Here is a 17,054-nt window from a genome sequence, read left to right on the forward strand (position 1 = left end):
CAACGACGTTGCCCCGGCAAAGGTTCCATCGCGCGCTCGTGAGAGATGGCGGGTTGACAATCGCGACTTCGCGACGATTCGCAGCGGAACTGTCTGATGGTTACGCGCGTTAGTTGGGCATCGCATCACCATGATGCGCATCCCGTCCAGGGGCAGCACATGACACAGCAGTCTCTCTCCAGCCGCCGGCTTGCGTCGCGCGCCGCGCGCACCCTTGCCTTCACCAGCATCCTGTTGGCAACGTCATTCATCGTCGCCACTTCGGCCAGCGCTCAAGTGCGCTCGTCTGCGCTGGGCTATGCGTCGACCCAGCCGGGTGCTTTCCCCTCCGACGAGGTGATGAACGATGCTTCGTCCGCGGCCGCCGAGGACGGCGCGCTGCCGGAGCGGCTGCGTCGCGCCACCGTCGCGCTCAACACGTCAGAGGCGCCCGGCACCGTCATCATCGATACCGGCAACACCGCGCTCTATTACGTGCTCGGCGGCGGCCGGGCGATCCGCTACGGCGTCGGCGTCGGCCGCGAGGGGTTCACCTGGGCGGGCACCCAGACCATCAGCCGCAAGGCCGAGTGGCCGGACTGGCATCCGCCGGCCGAAATGATCAAGCGCCAGCCCTATCTGCCGCGCTTCATGGCCGGCGGCCCGGGCAATCCGCTCGGAGCGCGGGCGATGTATCTCGGCTCCAGCGAGTACCGCATTCACGGCACCAACGATCCGTCGACGATCGGCAAGTTCGTGTCGTCGGGTTGCATCCGCCTGACCAACGAAGACGTTGCCGACCTGTTCAGCCGGGTCGATGTCGGGACCAAGGTGGTGGTGCTGCCGAAGAACGCGCCGCATCTTGCCGCACGCGAGCTCGGCCCGAGCACGACGCAGATCTCGGTCCGGCCGGCGCCGATGCAGCCGCGCCCCGCGGTAATGACGCTGCCCTCCGGCCGTCAGGCGATGAACATCCCGGCGACTTCCTCGTTGTACTGAGGCGTGCTGTAGCGAGGGGTCGGCGATGGTGAAGCGATATTCCAGGCGGTTGGCGTTCGGGACGGCGGCATTGCTCGGCCTGTCCCTCGCGCCGGCTGCACAGGCCCAGGATTTCTTCTCGCAACTGTTCGGCGGCTTCATGCAGGGCCGTCCGCCGGTGATCCGGATGCCGTTCAATGACGGCCCGGCGTCTGTGCCGCGGGCCGAACGCCGCGCCCGCTATGACGGCGGCCAGGCCTATTGCGTGCGCACCTGCGACGGCCGCTACTTCCCGCTGGCGGCGACCGGCAACCAGAGCAAGGCGGAGAGCTGCAACAGCTTCTGCCCGGCGAGCGCGACCGAAGTGGTCTATGGCGGCAACATCGACAACGCCGCGACCGACGACGGCAAGCCGTATTCCGAGCTGCCGAACGCCTTCCGCTATCGCGACGAGATCGTTTCGGGCTGCACCTGCAACGGCAAGGACCTTGTCGGGCTCGCCGCGGTGAAGATCGAGGACGATCCGACCTTGCGCAAGGGCGACATCGTCGCCGGCAAGGATGGGTTGATGTCGGTCGGCCGGGCGGACCGGCGCGGGGCATCGCTCAACTTCACGCCGGCGCCGGATCGCATCCGCGCCAAATATCAGCGCGCGCCGGTGCTGGCGCGCGAATAGCGCCGCTCACGCGAGACAGGCCACTTTCGGTTCCGTCCTCTGGAACCGGCTTTGCTTTCGCACGTTAGCACCGGGCGAACAGCACATTCACCGATGCCATCAGGGGGCCCCGCATGCTCGTCGGCGTACTCGTTACCTTCCTTGTCGTCATTTTGGTTCTTTATCTCATCAACATGCTGCCGCTCGACGGCCGCGCCAAGCAGATCGCGCGCGCAGTCGTCATCATCATCGGCATCGTCTCGCTGCTGAAATATTTGGCGGTGTTCTAGCTTCGTCATTGCGAGCGAAGCAATGAATTGCTTCGTCGCTTCGCTCCTCGCAATGACATGGATGCAGCAATGCATCGTCAATAAAGAGCCCCGGCTCATGACCGGGGCCTTTGCTTGTCGTCCACCCTGTCATCGCCCGGCCTGTGCGCAATTGCGCACATGGACCGGGCGATCCGGTACGCCGCGGCTCCTCGGTTCAAGCACTGCGGTCTCTGGAATACTGGATCACCCGCCTGCGCGGGTGATGACACTGAGCGAGCTGAGCGATCACCCCGCCACTTTGAGAGCGGTGCGAGGCTATATCCTCGCTCACGGCTGTCATCGCCCGGCTTGACCGGGCGATCCAGTACGCCGCGGCCCCTCGATTCAAGCACTGCGGTCTCTGGAATACTGGATCCACCCGCTTTCGCGGGTGATGACACCGAGCAAGCCGAGGGGTATCGGTGGAATTTCGGAATAATAGAAAAATACAGCTGATTTGCCCGACGAGTCAAGTTGCCGTACCGGCCGGCGGCCGGCCGGCCACTGTGCATGGGGTTGTTTTCGATATTTTGGCAGTGTGCCCTGCGACGGCCGGCTATCGGCGCCAACAAAAAAGCCCCGGCTCATCGCCGGGGCTTTTGCTTTTCGTTTGGAACGCGGATCAACCCGCGGCCTTGGCCTCGCGGCGGCGCGCGGTGAGGATGTATTCGGTGTAGCCGTTCGGCTGGGTGCGTCCTTCGAACACGAGGTCGCAGGCCGCCTTGAAGGCGACGCCGTCGAACGCCGGCGCCATCGGCTTGTAGAGGGCATCGCCGGCGTTCTGCTTGTCGACGACGACGGCCATGCGCTTCAGCGATTCCATCACCTGATCCCTGGTGATGACGCCCTGATGCAGCCAGTTCGCCAGATGCTGGCTCGAGATGCGGAGCGTGGCGCGGTCTTCCATCAGGCCGACATCGTGAATGTCGGGCACCTTGGAGCAGCCGACGCCCTGGTCGATCCAGCGCACGACGTAGCCCAGGATGCCCTGGCAGTTGTTGTCGATCTCCTGCTTCACATCGTCCGGCGCCCAGTTCGACTGCGATACCGGAATGGTGAGGATGTCGGAGAGCTTTGCGCGCGGCCCGCCCTTGGTGAGCTCCTGCTGGCGGGCGCTCACGTTGACCTGATGGTAGTGCAGGGCGTGCAGCGTGGCCGCGGTCGGCGACGGCACCCAGGCGGTGGTGGCGCCGGCCTGCGGATGGCCGATCTTCTGCGTCAGCATGTCGGCCATCTTGTCGGGCGCCGCCCACATGCCCTTGCCGATCTGGGCATGGCCGGGCAGGCCGTCGATCAGGCCGTTGTCGACGTTCCAGTCCTCATAGGCCTTGATCCACGGCTGCGCCTTCATGTCGTTCTTGCGGATCATCGGACCCGCTTCCATCGAGGTGTGGATCTCGTCGCCGGTGCGGTCGAGGAAGCCGGTGTTGATGAACATGATGCGCTTGGAGGCGCGCTGGATGCAGGCCTTGAGATTGACCGTGGTGCGGCGCTCCTCGTCCATGATGCCGACCTTCAGCGTGTTCTCCGGCAGGCCCAGCATCTTCTCGACCTCGGCGAACAGGTCGCAGGTCAGCGTCACCTCGTCGGGGCCGTGCATCTTCGGCTTGACGATGTAGGCCGAGCCGGTGCGGCTGTTCTTGACCTTGGAATTGCCCTTGAGGTCGTGGATCGCGAGCAGGCCGGCGACCGCGGCGTCCAGCAGGCCTTCGGGAATCTCCTCGCCCTTGGCGTCGAGCACTGCGTCGGTGAACATGTGGTGGCCGACATTGCGCATCAGCAGCAGGCTGCGGCCGTGCAGCTTCAGTTCGCTGCCGTCGGGCTTCTTGTAGACGCGGTCGGCATTGAGCGAACGGGTCAGCGTCTTTCCGCCCTTGTCGAAGTCGGCCGACAGCGTGCCGTTCATCAGGCCGAGCGTGTTGCGATAGACCAGCACCTTGTCCTCGGCATCGACGGCGGCAACCGAGTCTTCCATGTCGAGAATGGTCGAGACCGCCGATTCCAGGATCATGTCGGCGACGCCGGCCGGATCATCCTTGCCGATGACGTTGCTGCGGTCGATCTTGACCTCGACATGCATGCCGTTGTTGACGAGCAGGATCGCGGTGGGCTGGGCGGCGTCGCCCAGATAGCCGGCGAACTGGGCGGCATTCTTCAGCGCGGTCGAATTGCCGCTCTTCAGCTTGACCGAGAGCTGGCCTGCGATCACGGCGTAGGAGGTCACGTCGGTGTGGCTTCCGGTCGCGAGCGGCACAGCGGCGTCGAGGAACGCCTTTGCCTTCGCGATCACCTTGTCGCCGCGGGCCTTGTTGTAGCCCTTGCCACTCTCGCTCGGATCGTGCGGGATCGCGTCGGTGCCGTAGAAGGCGTCGTACAGCGAACCCCAGCGCGCGTTGGCGGCGTTCAGCGCGTAGCGGGCGTTGGTCAGCGGCACCACGAGCTGCGGGCCGCAGATCTTGCCGATTTCCTCGTCGACATTCGCAGTCTCGACCTTGTGGGTCGCGGGCTCGGGCAGCAGATAGCCGATCTCCTTGAGGAACGCGGTGTAGGCGTTGATGTCGAACGCCTTGCCCTTGTGGGCGCGATGCCAGTCGTCGATCTTGGCCTGCAGCGCGTCGCGGACCGCGAGCAACTCGCGGTTCTTCGGGCCGAGCTTCTGGATGATGGCGGCGAGTCCTGCCCAGAACGCGTCAGGCGCGATCCCGGTTTTCGGCGTCGCCTCTTTGGCGATGAAATCGAACAGGACAGGGGCGATCTTCAATCCGTGGGCATCGACACGAGTCATGATGGGCTTTCTCAAAGAAATGGGGCGTTTAGGGGCTGTTTTCGAAAGAAATCAGCAAAAAACGCGCCAAAGGGCGGCGTTCACGGCTCTTTTAGCCCTAAAGCCACGGTTCTGAGAAGGCCCCCTTTCCCCCGGCGCTGCACGCGGTCAGGGCGCCCTGGTCCGCACCTTGGTGGCGATCAGCAATGCGGCGAGCAACAAGGGAATTGCGCCGGCCACGAACACGGCCGCAGCCCCCATCAAATCGAGCACCAGCCCGCCGCCCGCCGCGCCCATGGTGATGCCGAGGAAGATCGAGGCCACCGTGAGGCCAGTGCCGCTTTCGGTCTCATCGGGCACCATGCGGGTGATCCACGTCGTCGTCGCCACCGGTACGCCGCTGAAGGCGAACCCCCAGAGTGCGACCAGCGCCAGCGCGGGAATGACGTCCTTGCCGTAGACCGAGAGCAGCAGACCGAGCACGCTGATCGCCAGCGGCATCGCGATCAGCGTGAGCTTGAGATTGCGCTCGGCCATCAGCCCGCTGGCGAAGGAGCCGACATAATTGGCAACGCCGAAGGCAAGCAACGTCGCCGCGACGCCGGCGGCGCCGAGCCCGGTCACGCTTTCGAGGAAGGGGCGGATATAGCCGAAATAGCCGAAGTGTCCGGTGAACACCAACGTCGCCGCGAAGATGCCGGCGCCGATTCCCGGCCGTGTCAGGATGTCGATCAGGGTGCCGAGCCCGGCTTCTCCCTTCGGGGCCAGACGTGGCAGAGCCAGCGTCTGGACGACAAACACCGCCGCGCCCAATGCCGTGGCGAGCAGGAACACGATGCGCCAGCTCGCCACCTCGCCGAGATAGCTGCCGAGCGGAACGGCGATGATCATCGCGGCGGGAATGCCGCTCATCACGATCGACAACGCCCGTGCAACCAGCGACGGCGGCACCAGCCGGATCGTCGTCGCCGCCGCCATCGCCCAAAAGCCGCCAATGGCGAGACCGAGCACTATCCGCGCGGCGAGGAGGAACGTGATGTCCGGCGCCAGCGCCACCAGCAGGTTGGAGATGACCAGCAGAATCGAAAAGCTCAGCAGCACCGGCTTTCGGTTGAAGCTGCGCGTCAGTCTCGGCGTGAACAACGCTCCGACCAGTCCGGCCAATGAGGTCGCCGTCACCGCCTGACCGGCGAGGCCCGGACTGACACCGAGGTCCCTCGCCATCGGCGTCAACAGGCCGGACGGCAGGAACTCCGCGGTCAGAAGTGCGGTCACGCCCAGCATCATGGCGACGACGGCGCCCCAGGAGGGCCTTTCCGATGAGGCCGGCTCGTCACCAGTCTTGAGAGCGACGTCGCCCGGCATCAGCGCAACGACATCGGCGTGCGCCAGAGCGGGGTCCACTTCTTGATCCATTGACCGAAACTTCCATCTTATGTTGCAGCGCCGCAGACATAGGCTGGAGGTTCTGGACAATCTATGCCATAAACACTCCAATGTTTGATCGTTCGTCCAGATTGCCCGCCGCCGACACGACCGATGCCGCCGTCGATCTGGTGAGCGAATTGTTGCTCGGGATGCGGCTCGAGGGCGTTCACTACCGTCGGGTCGAGACGCGCGCGCCGTTCGGGTTTCGCTTCGAGACGCCGTACGGACGCGCGCAATTCCACTTCGTTGCGCATGGCACGGCGCTGCTGCGCTACGCCGATGCGACGCTGCTTCCGCTCGGGTGCGGCGACGCGATTTTCCTGCCGCGCGGCGGTGCGCATGATCTCGTCTCGGCCCCGGATGAGCCGAGCTGCGACGTCGAGCGTTTCGAGACCGAGACGCTCTGCGGCAATGTCGATGTGACATCGGCCTGCCCTGAAGGATGCCCGCAGGACGAGTCGGTTCTGGTCTTCAGCGCTTGCATGAATTTCGATCTCGGCGGCATGCGCCCGCTCATCGCCCTGATGCCGGAGGTGATGCGGGCCGACACCTTGCTTGCGCGCCAGCCGGAAATCGAACCGATGCTGAAGGCGATGGAGCGGGAGACCTGCACGCCGCGGGCCGGCTCGGTCGGCGTGATGGCGCGGCTCGCCGATGTTCTCGCCGCGTCGATCGTGCGCGGCTGGGTCGAATGCGGCGGCGACAACGCCATGGGCTGGTTCGAGGCGTTGCGCGATCCGCGTCTCGGCCGCGCGCTCGGCGCGCTGCATCGCGCTCCCGGCCGCAACTGGACGGTTGCTGAACTGGCGGCGGAGGCGGGTTGCTCGCGCTCGCTGTTCGCCGAGCGTTTCCAGTCGATGACCGGGCAATCGCCGCTGCGCTATCTAGCCGAGCTGCGCATGCGGCTCGCGACACAGTGGATCGAGCATGAGCGCCAGCCGATCGATGTGATCGCGCAACGGCTGGGCTACGCGTCGCAAGCGGCGTTCAGTCGCGCGTTCAAGCGTATCACCGGGCAATCGCCGGGGATGGTGCGGCACGGAGCTGGAAGCCAACGCGCGGCGGAATAGGTATCAACCGCACCGGCTTTTGACACCGCCGTCATGCCCCGCTTCAAGCGGGGCATCCAGTACGCCGCGGCCTCTCGGCTCAATGGCTGATGTCTCTGGAATACTGGATCGCCCGGTCGAGCCGGGCGATGACACTGAGCGGAAACTAGATATTCGCCGCGAGATCGGTCAGCTCGTCGAACAGGATGCCGGTCGTGGCCAGCATCCGCTCGATCTCGTCGGTGGCATCGCTGACCGAGCGGCTCGAGGTGTCGATGGTCAATTCATTGCCGGTCGGCGGCTGGTAGTTATTGGTGATGCCGGTAAAGGACGGCAATCCGCCGGAGCGCGCCTTGGCGTAGTGGCCCTTGGGGTCGCGGGTCTCGCAGACCTCGGCGGGCGTGGCGACATAGATTTCGCGGAACGCGCTGTCGGCGATGCGGCGAGCGGCCGCGCGGTCGGCGGTCGACGGCGAGACCGCTGCGACGATGGCGATATGGCCGTTGCGCGCCAGATGGGTCGCGACCTCGGCGAGGCGGCGGATGTTTTCAGCGCGATCTTGCGGCGAGAAGCCGAGGTCGCTGTTCAGCCCGGCGCGGAAGGTATCGCCATCGAGCAGGATCGGCGAGCCGCCATTGCCGAACAGCCGCCGTTCCAGCGCCCGCGCCAAGGTCGACTTGCCCGAACCGGGCAGGCCGGTCAGCCAGATCACCGCGCCATTGTGATGGTAGCGCGCCGAGCGCTCGTCCGGCCGCAGCGCGGATTCCACCGGCACGATGTCGATCGGCACCGCGGGCCGGCCGGCGTCGACCGACAGAACGAGGCCGCCGCCGGCGATGCGTCCGTTGACCTCGATCACGAGGCGGCCGGTGCGCGGATTGTCGGTATAGGGATCGGTCGCAACCGGCTGCGCCAGCGAGATGTCGATCTCGCCGACATGGTTGCGCGCGATCGCGGTGTTCTCTTCGTTGGACAGCGCGCCGGGATCGATCGCCTTTTCGATCGCCACCACGGTGGCGCGGCTTTCCCTGGTGCCGAGCCGGATCAGGATCTGCTCGCCCTTGGTCAGCGGCTTGTCGTGCAGCCAGAAGATCCGGGCACGGATGCGGCGGGTGTCGCGCGGGCTCTGCCCGCTATGTCCGATGACGTCGCCGCGCTCGAGGAACAACTCGCGGTCGAGCGTGATTCCGACCGAGCGCCCGGCGCCCTGCGGGCCGTGCACCGGCGTCACCGGCCAGCTCTCGACCGTCTTGATCTTCGCGATCTTGCCCGTCGGCATGATGACGATCTCGTCGCCGGCCTTGAGGCTGCCGGACTCGATGCGGCCTGCAACGATGCGGCGGTCGTCGAATTTGTAGATCGCCTGCACCGGCAGCCGCAGCGGCAGCTCCGCCAGCGGCGGTGCCGGCTCGAGCGCATCGAGCGCCTCGACCACGGTCGGTCCCTTGTACCATCCGATCCGCGGCGTGTGTTCGGCGACGCCGTCGCCGTCGCGCGCGGAGATCGGGACCACCGCGGTCGGCGTCACGCCGAGGCCGATCAGATGTGCGGAAATCTCGTCGCTGATCTCCTTGAACCGATCGGCACTGAAATCGACCCGGTCCATCTTGTTGACGACGACCGCGACCTGCTTCACGCCGAGCAGATGCAGGAGATAGCCGTGTCGTCGCGTTTGCGAGCGGACGCCTTCGAGCGCGTCGATGATCAACACCGCGCCGTCGGCCTGCGATGCGCCGGTGATCATGTTGCGCAGAAACTCTGCGTGGCCGGGCGCGTCGATCAGCACGACATCGCGCGAGCGGGTGCGGAAGCGGATCTGGGTGGTGTCGATGGTGATGCCCTGGTCGCGCTCGGTCTGCAGCGCGTCGAGCAGGAACGACCATTCGAACGGCATGCCGCGCCGTGCGCTGACCGCCTTCAGCATCTCCAGCTTGCCGTCCGGCAGGCTGCCGGTCTCATGCAGCAGGCGGCCCACCAAAGTGGACTTGCCGTGGTCGACATGGCCGACGATCACGATACGCACCTGGGGACGTGTGGTGCCGTTGGGGGTCGCCGAGATCGAGGCGGTGGGAAGGATCATGTTCATCAGAGCACTCACGCCAAACTGGGATCAGAGATAGCCGGCGACACGCAGTCGCTCGAACGCATCCTCGGTTTCGTGATCGAGTGCGCGGCCGGCGCGCTCCGGGACCTTGGTGTTCTCGAGCTCATCCAGGATTTCATCGATGCTGGATGCGGTCGAAGCCACCGGATTGGTGATGTCCTGATCCCCCAGCGAGCGATAGCGCTTGCCGTCCTTGGCGAGATAGAGCGGGATGATCGGAATGCCTTCGCGCTTGGTGTAGGCCCAGATGTCGGCTTCGGTCCAATGCAGGATCGGATGGATGCGCAGATGCGCGCCTTGCGGCGGCGAGGCGTTGAAGTGGTCCCAGAATTCCGGCGGCTGGTCGCGCACGTCCCATTCGCCTTCGAGGCCGCGCGGCGAGAACACGCGCTCCTTGGCGCGCGTTGCCTCTTCGTCGCGGCGGATGCCGGCGATCAGTCCGTCAAAGCCGTACTTGTTGAGCGCCCATTTGAGCCCCTCCGTCTTGCGGGCGGCCGAACGCGCAGCCGGCGGTAGAGTGGGGTCGACGGCGTCGATCGGCGGGCAGGGCTCGACGCGCAGGTCGAGATCCCATTCCTTGCCGAAGCGATCGCGGAACGCATACATCTCCGGAAACTTCTTGCCGGTGTCGACATGCAGCGCCGGGAACGGGACGCGACCGAAGAACGCCTTGCGCGCCAGCCAGATCATCACGTTGGAGTCTTTGCCGAGCGACCACAGCAGCGCGAGCTTCTTCAGCCGGGCGAACGCCTCGCGCAAAATATAGATGCTCTGGGCCTCCAGCTCATCGAGATGATCCATGGTCGGGGGGGCCTGATTGGCAGGAATCCCCGGCACGGAAGATGCATTGCTGAGTGCTGCGGACCGTGTTCCGGCAGCGGCAGATTCGTTGTCGAGAAGATGCATCTCTTGGCCTTGGCCTGTGGAGTTGAAAATTCTAAAGTTGCGCTGCAATAGAGAAGAAATAATTTTCTCTTTGCTGGCCTTGATCGAGAGATAAATAGAAAATAATTTCAGTCAACCCCCAAGTTGGGGAAGCGAGTGTCTGATGCGATATCTGCCCGTGTTTCTGGATCTGCAAAGCGGCAAGGTGCTGCTCGTTGGAGCGGGCGAGCTCGTGCGCGCCAAGTTGCGGCTGCTCGCAGCTGCCGGCGCCGCGGTTCGCTGGTACGCGACCGACGGCAATCATGAGCTCGCCGGTATCGCGGCGGAGGACGCCGCGCGCATCGAGCGCGCCGATGGCGATCCGCTCGCCGCCGATCTCTCCGATGTCATCGCCGTGCTCTGCGCCGGCGCAGGCGACGTCGGTGTTGCGATGTCGGTGCGCGCCAAGGCGATCGGCCTGCCGGTCAACGTGATGGACGACCTCGTGCACTCCACCTTCATCATGCCTGCGATCGTCGATCGCGGCGATGTCGTGGTCGCGGTCGGAACCGGCGGCACCTCGCCGGTCGTGGCGCGCCGCATCCGCGAGAAGATCGAGGCGGCGCTGCCGGCGCGGATCGGCGATCTCGCCGGCTTCATCGGCCGTTTCCGCAAACCGATGCATGCGCGGATTGAAGAGTTTCCGCTGCGCCGCCGCTTCTGGGAGCGCATCGTCGACGGTCCGATCGGCGCACTGGTGCTGACCGGCCGCAAGGACGAAGCCGAGCAGGCGCTGAATGCGATCGGCGATCCTGCCGCATTCGCCGGCGCCGATACCGAAGGCAAGGCCGTTGGTCATGTGATGCTGGTCGGCGCCGGTCCCGGCGATCCGGATCTGCTCACCGTGAAGGCGCTGCGCGCGCTGCAGGACGCCGACGTTGTGTTCTATGACGAATTGGTGTCACCAGAAATTCTCGATCGCATCCGGCGCGATGCCGCGCGGATTCCGGTCGGCCGCCGCATCGGCAAGCCCGGCATCGGCCAGGACGCGATCAACCGCCTGATGATCGAGGCGGCGCAGTCGGGCCAGCGCGCGGTGCGGCTGAAGGGCGGCGATCCCTTCGTGTTCGGCCGCGGCGGCGAGGAAATCGAGGCGCTGCGCGACGCCGGCGTCGCCTACTCCATTATTCCCGGCATCTCCGCCGGTCTTGGCGCTGCCGCGCAGTTCGAGGTGCCGCTGACCTTCAGGCACGAGGCGCTGCGCATCACCTTCCTCACCGCGCACAAGGCGCGCGATGCCGAAGTCGTCGACTGGTCGGTGTTGACCGACACCAAGATGACCGTCGTGGTCTATATGGGCATGACCGCGGCGCCTTCGATCCGCGAAGGCCTGCTCGCCGCGGGCCGCTCGCCGGAGACGCCGGTCGGCGTGTTCGCACGGGTGACGCGGCCCGATGCCAAGGCCGCGGTCGGCACGCTGGCGCGGCTGCCCGAGCTGGTCAAACAGGTCGATGGCGGTCCCGCTGTCCTCATCATCGGCGACGTGGTCGCGCATTCCGCGCCGTGGAGCCGATCCAACGTCACCCAACTGTTCTCCAACCAGATGTTCTCCGAACTGCTGAAAGCTGCCGAATGACCTCTCCGCTCGAACAGAAGAAAATCAGGATCACAGGCCCCTCGATGGTGACCGCCAACCGGACCTGGGACGGTGCCGTGGTGTACCGAACCGCCAAGCAAGGCTGGTCCACCGAACTCTCCGACTCTGCGATCGTGACCACGTCTGACGAGGCCCGCGCGCTGCTGGCCGAAGCCACCGCCGACGACGTCGGCGCGGTCGGCCCCTATATCGCGCCGGTCGAACTCAAGGACGGCGGCAAGGTCAAGCCGGGCAATCTCCGCGAACATATCCGCGCCAAGGGCGTCACCATCGATCTCCAGGTCCCCGCGTAAGGCGCGCCGGCGTAAGGCTCATCGAACATGTATGCTTATGACGAACTCGACCGCACGCTGATCAACGAGCGTGTTTCGGAATTCCGCGATCAGGTGACGCGCCGCCTCTCCGGCGAGCTCACCGAGGATGAATTCAAGATCCTGCGTCTGCAGAACGGCGTGTATTTGCAGCTGCACGCCTACATGTTCCGCGTCGCGATCCCGTACGGCACGCTGTCGTCGAAGCAGCTGCGCCGGTTCGCCCATGTCGCGCGCCGCTACGACCGCGGCTATGGCCACTTCACCACGCGGCAGAACATCCAGTTCAACTGGATCAAGCTCGCCGAGCTGCCCGACGCGCTGGCCGATCTCGCCGAGGTCGGCATCCATGCGATGCAGACCTCCGGCAACAACATGCGCAACGTCACCTCGGACCAGTGGGCCGGCGTCGCGCCCGGCGAGATCGAGGATCCGCGGATCTGGTCGGAGCTGATCCGCCAGCACACCACGCTGCATCCGGAATTCTCGTTCCTGCCGCGCAAGTTCAAGATCGCGATCACCGCCGCCGAGCACGATCGCGCCGCGATCAAGATCCACGACATCGGCCTGCGCCTGCACAAGAATGCCGACGGCGAGACCGGTTTCGAGGTGCTGGTCGGCGGCGGCCTCGGCCGCACCCCGTTCATCGCCAAGACCATCAAGCCGTTCGTCTCCGGCCGCGATATCCTGAGCTACATCGAGGCGATCCTGCGCGTCTACAACCAGTACGGCCGCCGCGACAACATCTACAAGGCGCGCATCAAGATCCTGGTGCACGAGCTCGGCATCGAAAAGTTCGCCAAGGAAGTCGACGAGGAGTGGAAGGCGATGGGCGATGTCGGGCTGACGCTCGATCACACCGCCATCGAGGAGGTCCGTTCGCGCTTCTCCTATCCGGCCTACGAAAAGCTGCCGCACATGCCGGACGAGCTGAAGCAGGCCGCACATGACAAGCTGTTCGAGCGCTGGCGCAAGAACTCGGTGTCGGCGCACAAGGTGCAGGGCTATTCGATCGTGACGCTGTCGCTGAAGCCGGTCGGTGGCCCGCCCGGTGATGCCAGCGCCGAGCAGATGGACGCGGTCGCCGACCTCGCCGACAAATACTCGTTCGGCGAGATCCGCGTCGGCCATGAGCAGAACCTGGCGCTGCCGCATGTCGCCAAGCGCGATCTTCCGGCGCTGTTCAAGGCGCTCGACCGGCTCGGCCTTGCGACGCCCAACGTCAATTTGGTGACCGACATCATCGCCTGCCCGGGGCTGGACTACTGCTCGCTGGCCAATGCGCGCTCGATCCCGATCGCGCAGGAGCTGACGCGGCGTTTCGCCAACCACGACACTGCCGACCTGATCGGCCGGCTGCACATCAACATCTCCGGCTGCATCAATGCCTGCGGCCATCACCATGTCGGCCACATCGGCATTCTCGGCGTCGAGAAGAACGGTGAGGAGTTCTACCAGATCACGATCGGCGGCCGCGCCGACGAGAACGCGCAGTTGGGCACCTTGATCGGCCCGGCCGTTCCCTATGCGGAAGTCGCCGACGTGATCGAAGACATTGTCGAAGCCTATCTCGCGCTGCGCGACCGTCCCGAGGAATTGTTCGTCGATACGGTGAAGCGTCTGGGCGTCGAGCCTATCAGGGAGCGCGTCTATGCCACTCGTTAAGCAGGGAAGACTGACCACCGATCTGTTCGTGCATGTCGCCGACGGCGCCGAGCTGCCGGGCGACGGCGCGGTGCTGGTGAGCGCCGAGCGCTTTCTCGCCGATCCGCAAGCGCTGCTGCGCCGCTCCGGCAAGCTCGGGGTGATCTGGCCGAACAACCGCAATCTCGACGAACTGGTGCCGCATCTCGATCGGCTGGCCTCGGTCGCGCTGGTGTTCCCGACCTTCCGCGACGGCCGCGCCTACAGCCAAGCGCGCCTGCTGCGCGAGCGCTACGGCTATGACGGCGAGCTGCGCGCCACCGGGCAGATCCTGCGTGATCAGTTCGTGTTCATGACGCGCGCCGGCTTCGACGCTTTCGAGGTCAAGAAGGACGCCGACGCCGACGCGTTTGCCCAGACCATGAAGCGCTATTCGGTGTTCTATCAGCCGACTGGCGACGGTCGCGTCACCGCGCTGAACCGCCGCATGCAGCTGCGTCACTCGGAGAGCGCCGGCCAGTGAGCACGCTTGCACCAGAGCTTGCAGGGGCATCAGTCGCATTGCCTCACGCCGACGCGCTCGATCGCGCGCTGCGCAAGGCGTCGCCCGCCGAGGTGATCGCGGCCGCATTGCAGACGGTCGGCCGCGAGAGGCTGGCGCTGGTGTCGTCGTTCGGGACCGAGTCCGCCGCGCTGCTCAAGGTGATGGCGGATGTCGATCCGGCGATCCCGGTGGTGTTCCTGGACACCGGCTGGCTGTTCGAGGAGACGCTGGCCTATCGCGACACGTTGATCGAAACCCTCGGCCTCACCGATGTGCGCTCGATCAAGCCTGACGAGCAGGCGCTGTCGCGGCAGGATCCGGACCGCGAATTGTGGTTCAGCGATCCCGACGCCTGCTGCCGCATCCGCAAGGTGGAACCGCTGGCGCGTGCGCTGAAGCCGTTCGCCGGCTGGATCAATGGCCGCAAGCGCTTTCAGGGCGGCGCCCGCACCGATATCCCTGTCGTCGAGGACGACGGCGTCAGGTTGAAATTCAACCCGTTCGCCAACGTCTCCCGCGAGGAGATCGAGGCGATCTACACGCTTGGCAGTCTGCCGCCGCATCCACTTGTCGCATCGGGATATCAGTCGGTCGGGTGTATGCCTTGCTCGAGCCGGGCTGCAGCCGGCGAGGATGCACGCGACGGCCGCTGGCGTGGCCGGGCGAAGACGGAATGCGGCATCCACACAATGAAGTTGTCGTAGAGCGCCGCGCTGAATCGCATCGATAGTTCATGCGATCTGGTGACGTGACAAAGCCTTCGCAGCGCGGCGGCTTCGTAGCACAAGCGCGCTGTGCTGCTGAAAACAAAGAAAACCGGTTTCGTTGACTTCAAGCCACTTCACCGTGAGTTATGTCTTGCGTGTTCCCTGACATTCTCAGGTTGAATGGAGACAGAAATGATCCGTCGTATGCTGCCGCTGGTCGCGGGATTGTTGTGGGCGAGCTCGGCCTTCGCAGCCGACTATTCGCTGCTCAACGTGTCCTACGATCCGACGCGCGAGCTCTATGTCGATTTCAACAAGGCGTTCGCCGCGGCCTATCAGAAGGAAACCGGCAAGAGCGTCGAGATCAAGCAGTCGCATGGCGGCTCGGGCTCGCAGACGCGCTCGGTGATCGACGGATTGCAGGCCGACATCGTCACGCTGGCGCTGGCCTACGACATCGACGCGATCGCCGGCAAGGGCCTGCTCGCAGCGGACTGGCAGAAGCGGCTGCCGCTCAACGCCTCGCCCTATACCTCGACCATCGTGTTCCTGGTGCGCAAGGGCAATCCCAAGGGCATCAAGGACTGGGACGATCTGATCAAGCCCGGCGTCGCCGTGATCACGCCGAACCCGAAGACCTCGGGTGGTGCGCGCTGGAACTATCTCGCCGCCTGGGGCTACGCGCAGAAGAAGTTCGGATCAGTCGACAAGGCGAAGAAGTTCGTCGCCGACCTCTATCAGAACGTGCCGGTGCTCGACACCGGCGCGCGCGGCTCGACCGTGACCTTCGTCGAGCGCGGTGTCGGCGACGTGCTGCTCGCGTGGGAGAACGAAGCCTTCCTGGCGCTGCGCGAATTCGGTCCGGACAAGTTCGAGATCGTGGCCCCGGCGCAGTCGATCCTGGCCGAGCCGCCGGTCGCCGTCGTCGATACGGTTGCCGACAAGAAGGGCACCCGCGCCGTCGCCGAAGCCTATCTGAAGTACTGGTACACCAAGGAAGGCCAGGAGATCGCCGCGCGCAACTCCTACCGGCCACGCGATCCCGAGATCGCCAAGGAGTACGAAAAATCCTTCGCCAAGGTTGAACTTTTCACCATCGACGACGTTTTTGGTGGTTGGACCAAGGCGCAGAAGGAGCACTTCGCCGAGGGCGGCATCTTCGATCAGATCTATAAGAACTGATCGACGTGTAGTCCGGTCGAACAGGGGGATATGTGAGCACAGCGGTTGCAAGGCGCAGTACCCTGCCGGGGTTCGGTCTCACCATGGGACTGACCCTGACATGGCTCTCCGTTATCATCCTGATTCCGCTGGCCGCGCTGTTCCTCAAGACGTTCGAGCTCAGCCTCGATCAGTTCTGGGCCATCGTCACCAGCCGTCGCACGCTGAACGCCCTGAAGATTTCGTTCGGGCTTTCGTTTGCGGCCGCCTGCGTCAACCTGGTGATGGGCACCATCATCGTCTGGGCGCTGGTGCGCTACCGCTTTCCGGGCCGGCGGCTGTTCGACGCCATCGTCGATATTCCGTTTGCCTTGCCTACCGCGGTCGCAGGCGTCGCGCTGACGCAGCTGTTCGCGCAGAAGGGCTGGCTCGGTGCGCCGCTCGCCGAACTCGGCATCAAGGTCGCGTTCACGCCGATCGGCATCTTCATCGCGATGGTCTTCATCGGCATTCCCTTCGTGGTGCGCACGGTGCAGCCGGTGCTGATCGATCTCGATCCCGAGATCGAGGAGGCGGCGGCGAGCTTGGGTGCCAATCGCTGGCACACGGTGTTTCGCGTCATCCTGCCGAGCTTGATTCCGGCGCTGCTCACCGGTTTTGCGCTGGCCTTTGCCCGCGCCATCGGTGAATACGGCTCGGTGATCTTCATCGCCGGCAATCTGCCCAACATCTCCGAGATCGCGCCGCTCCTGATCGTGATCCGGCTGTCCGAATTCCGCTACGCCGATGCCACCGCGATCGCGGTGGTGATGCTGGTGGCTTCGTTCCTGATCATCTTCCTGATCAACCGGCTGCAGCGCTGGGCGCAAGCCCGCATTCCCGTGCATTGAGGTTCGAG

15 protein-coding genes are annotated in these 17,054 nt (G+C 65.1%); 11 read left to right on the forward strand and 4 right to left on the reverse strand.

What is annotated here, in order from left to right; all coding sequences use genetic code 11:
* Positions 1 to 159 precede the first annotated feature (159 nt).
* The 3 genes from BraRD5C2_RS02470 to BraRD5C2_RS02480 all read left to right on the forward strand — a co-directional run bounded on the left by BraRD5C2_RS02470 (position 160) and on the right by BraRD5C2_RS02480 (position 1,902).
* Positions 160 to 978: a L,D-transpeptidase gene (locus BraRD5C2_RS02470; protein ID WP_223966606.1), complete on the forward strand. Its 819-nt coding sequence runs from the start codon at positions 160 to 162 to the stop codon at positions 976 to 978.
* A 25-nt stretch (positions 979 to 1,003) separates the two neighbouring features.
* Positions 1,004 to 1,633, forward strand: a complete 630-nt coding sequence (locus tag BraRD5C2_RS02475; RefSeq protein WP_223966607.1) for a DUF2865 domain-containing protein — start codon at positions 1,004 to 1,006, stop codon at positions 1,631 to 1,633.
* Positions 1,634 to 1,746: 113 nt separating this feature from the next.
* Positions 1,747 to 1,902: a Thivi_2564 family membrane protein gene (locus BraRD5C2_RS02480; protein WP_016842974.1), complete on the forward strand. Its 156-nt coding sequence runs from the start codon at positions 1,747 to 1,749 to the stop codon at positions 1,900 to 1,902.
* 643 nt (positions 1,903 to 2,545) lie between these two features.
* Here the strand turns inward: BraRD5C2_RS02480 and BraRD5C2_RS02485 are convergent.
* Positions 2,546 to 4,708, reverse strand: coding sequence for a malate synthase G (locus BraRD5C2_RS02485; RefSeq protein ID WP_223966608.1), 2,163 nt, complete (start codon positions 4,706 to 4,708; stop codon positions 2,546 to 2,548).
* Between the two features lie 147 nt (positions 4,709 to 4,855).
* Positions 4,856 to 6,103: an MFS transporter gene (locus BraRD5C2_RS02490; RefSeq protein ID WP_223966609.1), complete on the reverse strand. Its 1,248-nt coding sequence runs from the start codon at positions 6,101 to 6,103 to the stop codon at positions 4,856 to 4,858.
* 80 nt (positions 6,104 to 6,183) lie between these two features.
* Here BraRD5C2_RS02490 and BraRD5C2_RS02495 point away from each other — a divergent pair, with 80 nt between their 5' ends.
* The gene (locus tag BraRD5C2_RS02495) at positions 6,184 to 7,185 is read left to right on the forward strand and encodes an AraC family transcriptional regulator (protein WP_223966610.1); all 1,002 of its coding nucleotides are present in this window, start codon (positions 6,184 to 6,186) and stop codon (positions 7,183 to 7,185) included.
* 145 nt (positions 7,186 to 7,330) lie between these two features.
* On the opposite strand, the gene cysC is transcribed toward BraRD5C2_RS02495, so the two are convergent.
* Positions 7,331 to 9,250, reverse strand: coding sequence for an adenylyl-sulfate kinase (cysC, locus tag BraRD5C2_RS02500; protein ID WP_223966611.1), 1,920 nt, complete (start codon positions 9,248 to 9,250; stop codon positions 7,331 to 7,333).
* 24 nt (positions 9,251 to 9,274) lie between these two features.
* A complete protein-coding gene (gene cysD, locus BraRD5C2_RS02505) occupies positions 9,275 to 10,069 on the reverse strand; it encodes a sulfate adenylyltransferase subunit CysD (RefSeq protein ID WP_223966613.1) in 795 nt (264 codons plus the stop codon).
* Between the two features lie 247 nt (positions 10,070 to 10,316).
* Here cysD and cysG point away from each other — a divergent pair, with 247 nt between their 5' ends.
* From cysG to cysT, 7 genes are all read left to right on the forward strand, one after another.
* Entirely contained in the window at positions 10,317 to 11,768 is a 1,452-nt protein-coding gene (cysG, locus tag BraRD5C2_RS02510) for a siroheme synthase CysG (RefSeq protein WP_223966615.1), read from the forward strand.
* Complete coding sequence (locus tag BraRD5C2_RS02515) at positions 11,765 to 12,082, forward strand: DUF2849 domain-containing protein (protein WP_074131355.1); 318 nt, start codon at positions 11,765 to 11,767, stop codon at positions 12,080 to 12,082. The genes cysG and BraRD5C2_RS02515 overlap by 4 nt, the downstream gene beginning before the upstream one ends.
* A 27-nt stretch (positions 12,083 to 12,109) precedes the next feature.
* Positions 12,110 to 13,765, forward strand: a complete 1,656-nt coding sequence (locus tag BraRD5C2_RS02520) for a nitrite/sulfite reductase (protein ID WP_223966617.1) — start codon at positions 12,110 to 12,112, stop codon at positions 13,763 to 13,765.
* Positions 13,752 to 14,267, forward strand: coding sequence for a DUF934 domain-containing protein (locus BraRD5C2_RS02525; RefSeq protein WP_223966619.1), 516 nt, complete (start codon positions 13,752 to 13,754; stop codon positions 14,265 to 14,267). Before BraRD5C2_RS02520 ends, BraRD5C2_RS02525 begins: the two co-directional genes overlap by 14 nt.
* Positions 14,264 to 14,992, forward strand: coding sequence for a phosphoadenylyl-sulfate reductase (locus tag BraRD5C2_RS02530; RefSeq protein ID WP_223966621.1), 729 nt, complete (start codon positions 14,264 to 14,266; stop codon positions 14,990 to 14,992). The genes BraRD5C2_RS02525 and BraRD5C2_RS02530 overlap by 4 nt, the downstream gene beginning before the upstream one ends.
* Positions 14,993 to 15,187: 195 nt before the next feature.
* Entirely contained in the window at positions 15,188 to 16,177 is a 990-nt protein-coding gene (locus BraRD5C2_RS02535) for a sulfate ABC transporter substrate-binding protein (RefSeq protein ID WP_223966623.1), read from the forward strand.
* Positions 16,178 to 16,239: 62 nt separating this feature from the next.
* On the forward strand, positions 16,240 to 17,046 hold the full coding sequence (gene cysT / locus BraRD5C2_RS02540; RefSeq protein WP_223967199.1) for a sulfate ABC transporter permease subunit CysT: 807 nt from the start codon (positions 16,240 to 16,242) through the stop codon (positions 17,044 to 17,046).
* Positions 17,047 to 17,054: the final 8 nt, after the last annotated feature.

This window comes from Bradyrhizobium sp. RD5-C2, from assembly GCF_019972155.1.
Taxonomy (GTDB): Bacteria; Pseudomonadota; Alphaproteobacteria; order Rhizobiales; family Xanthobacteraceae; genus Bradyrhizobium.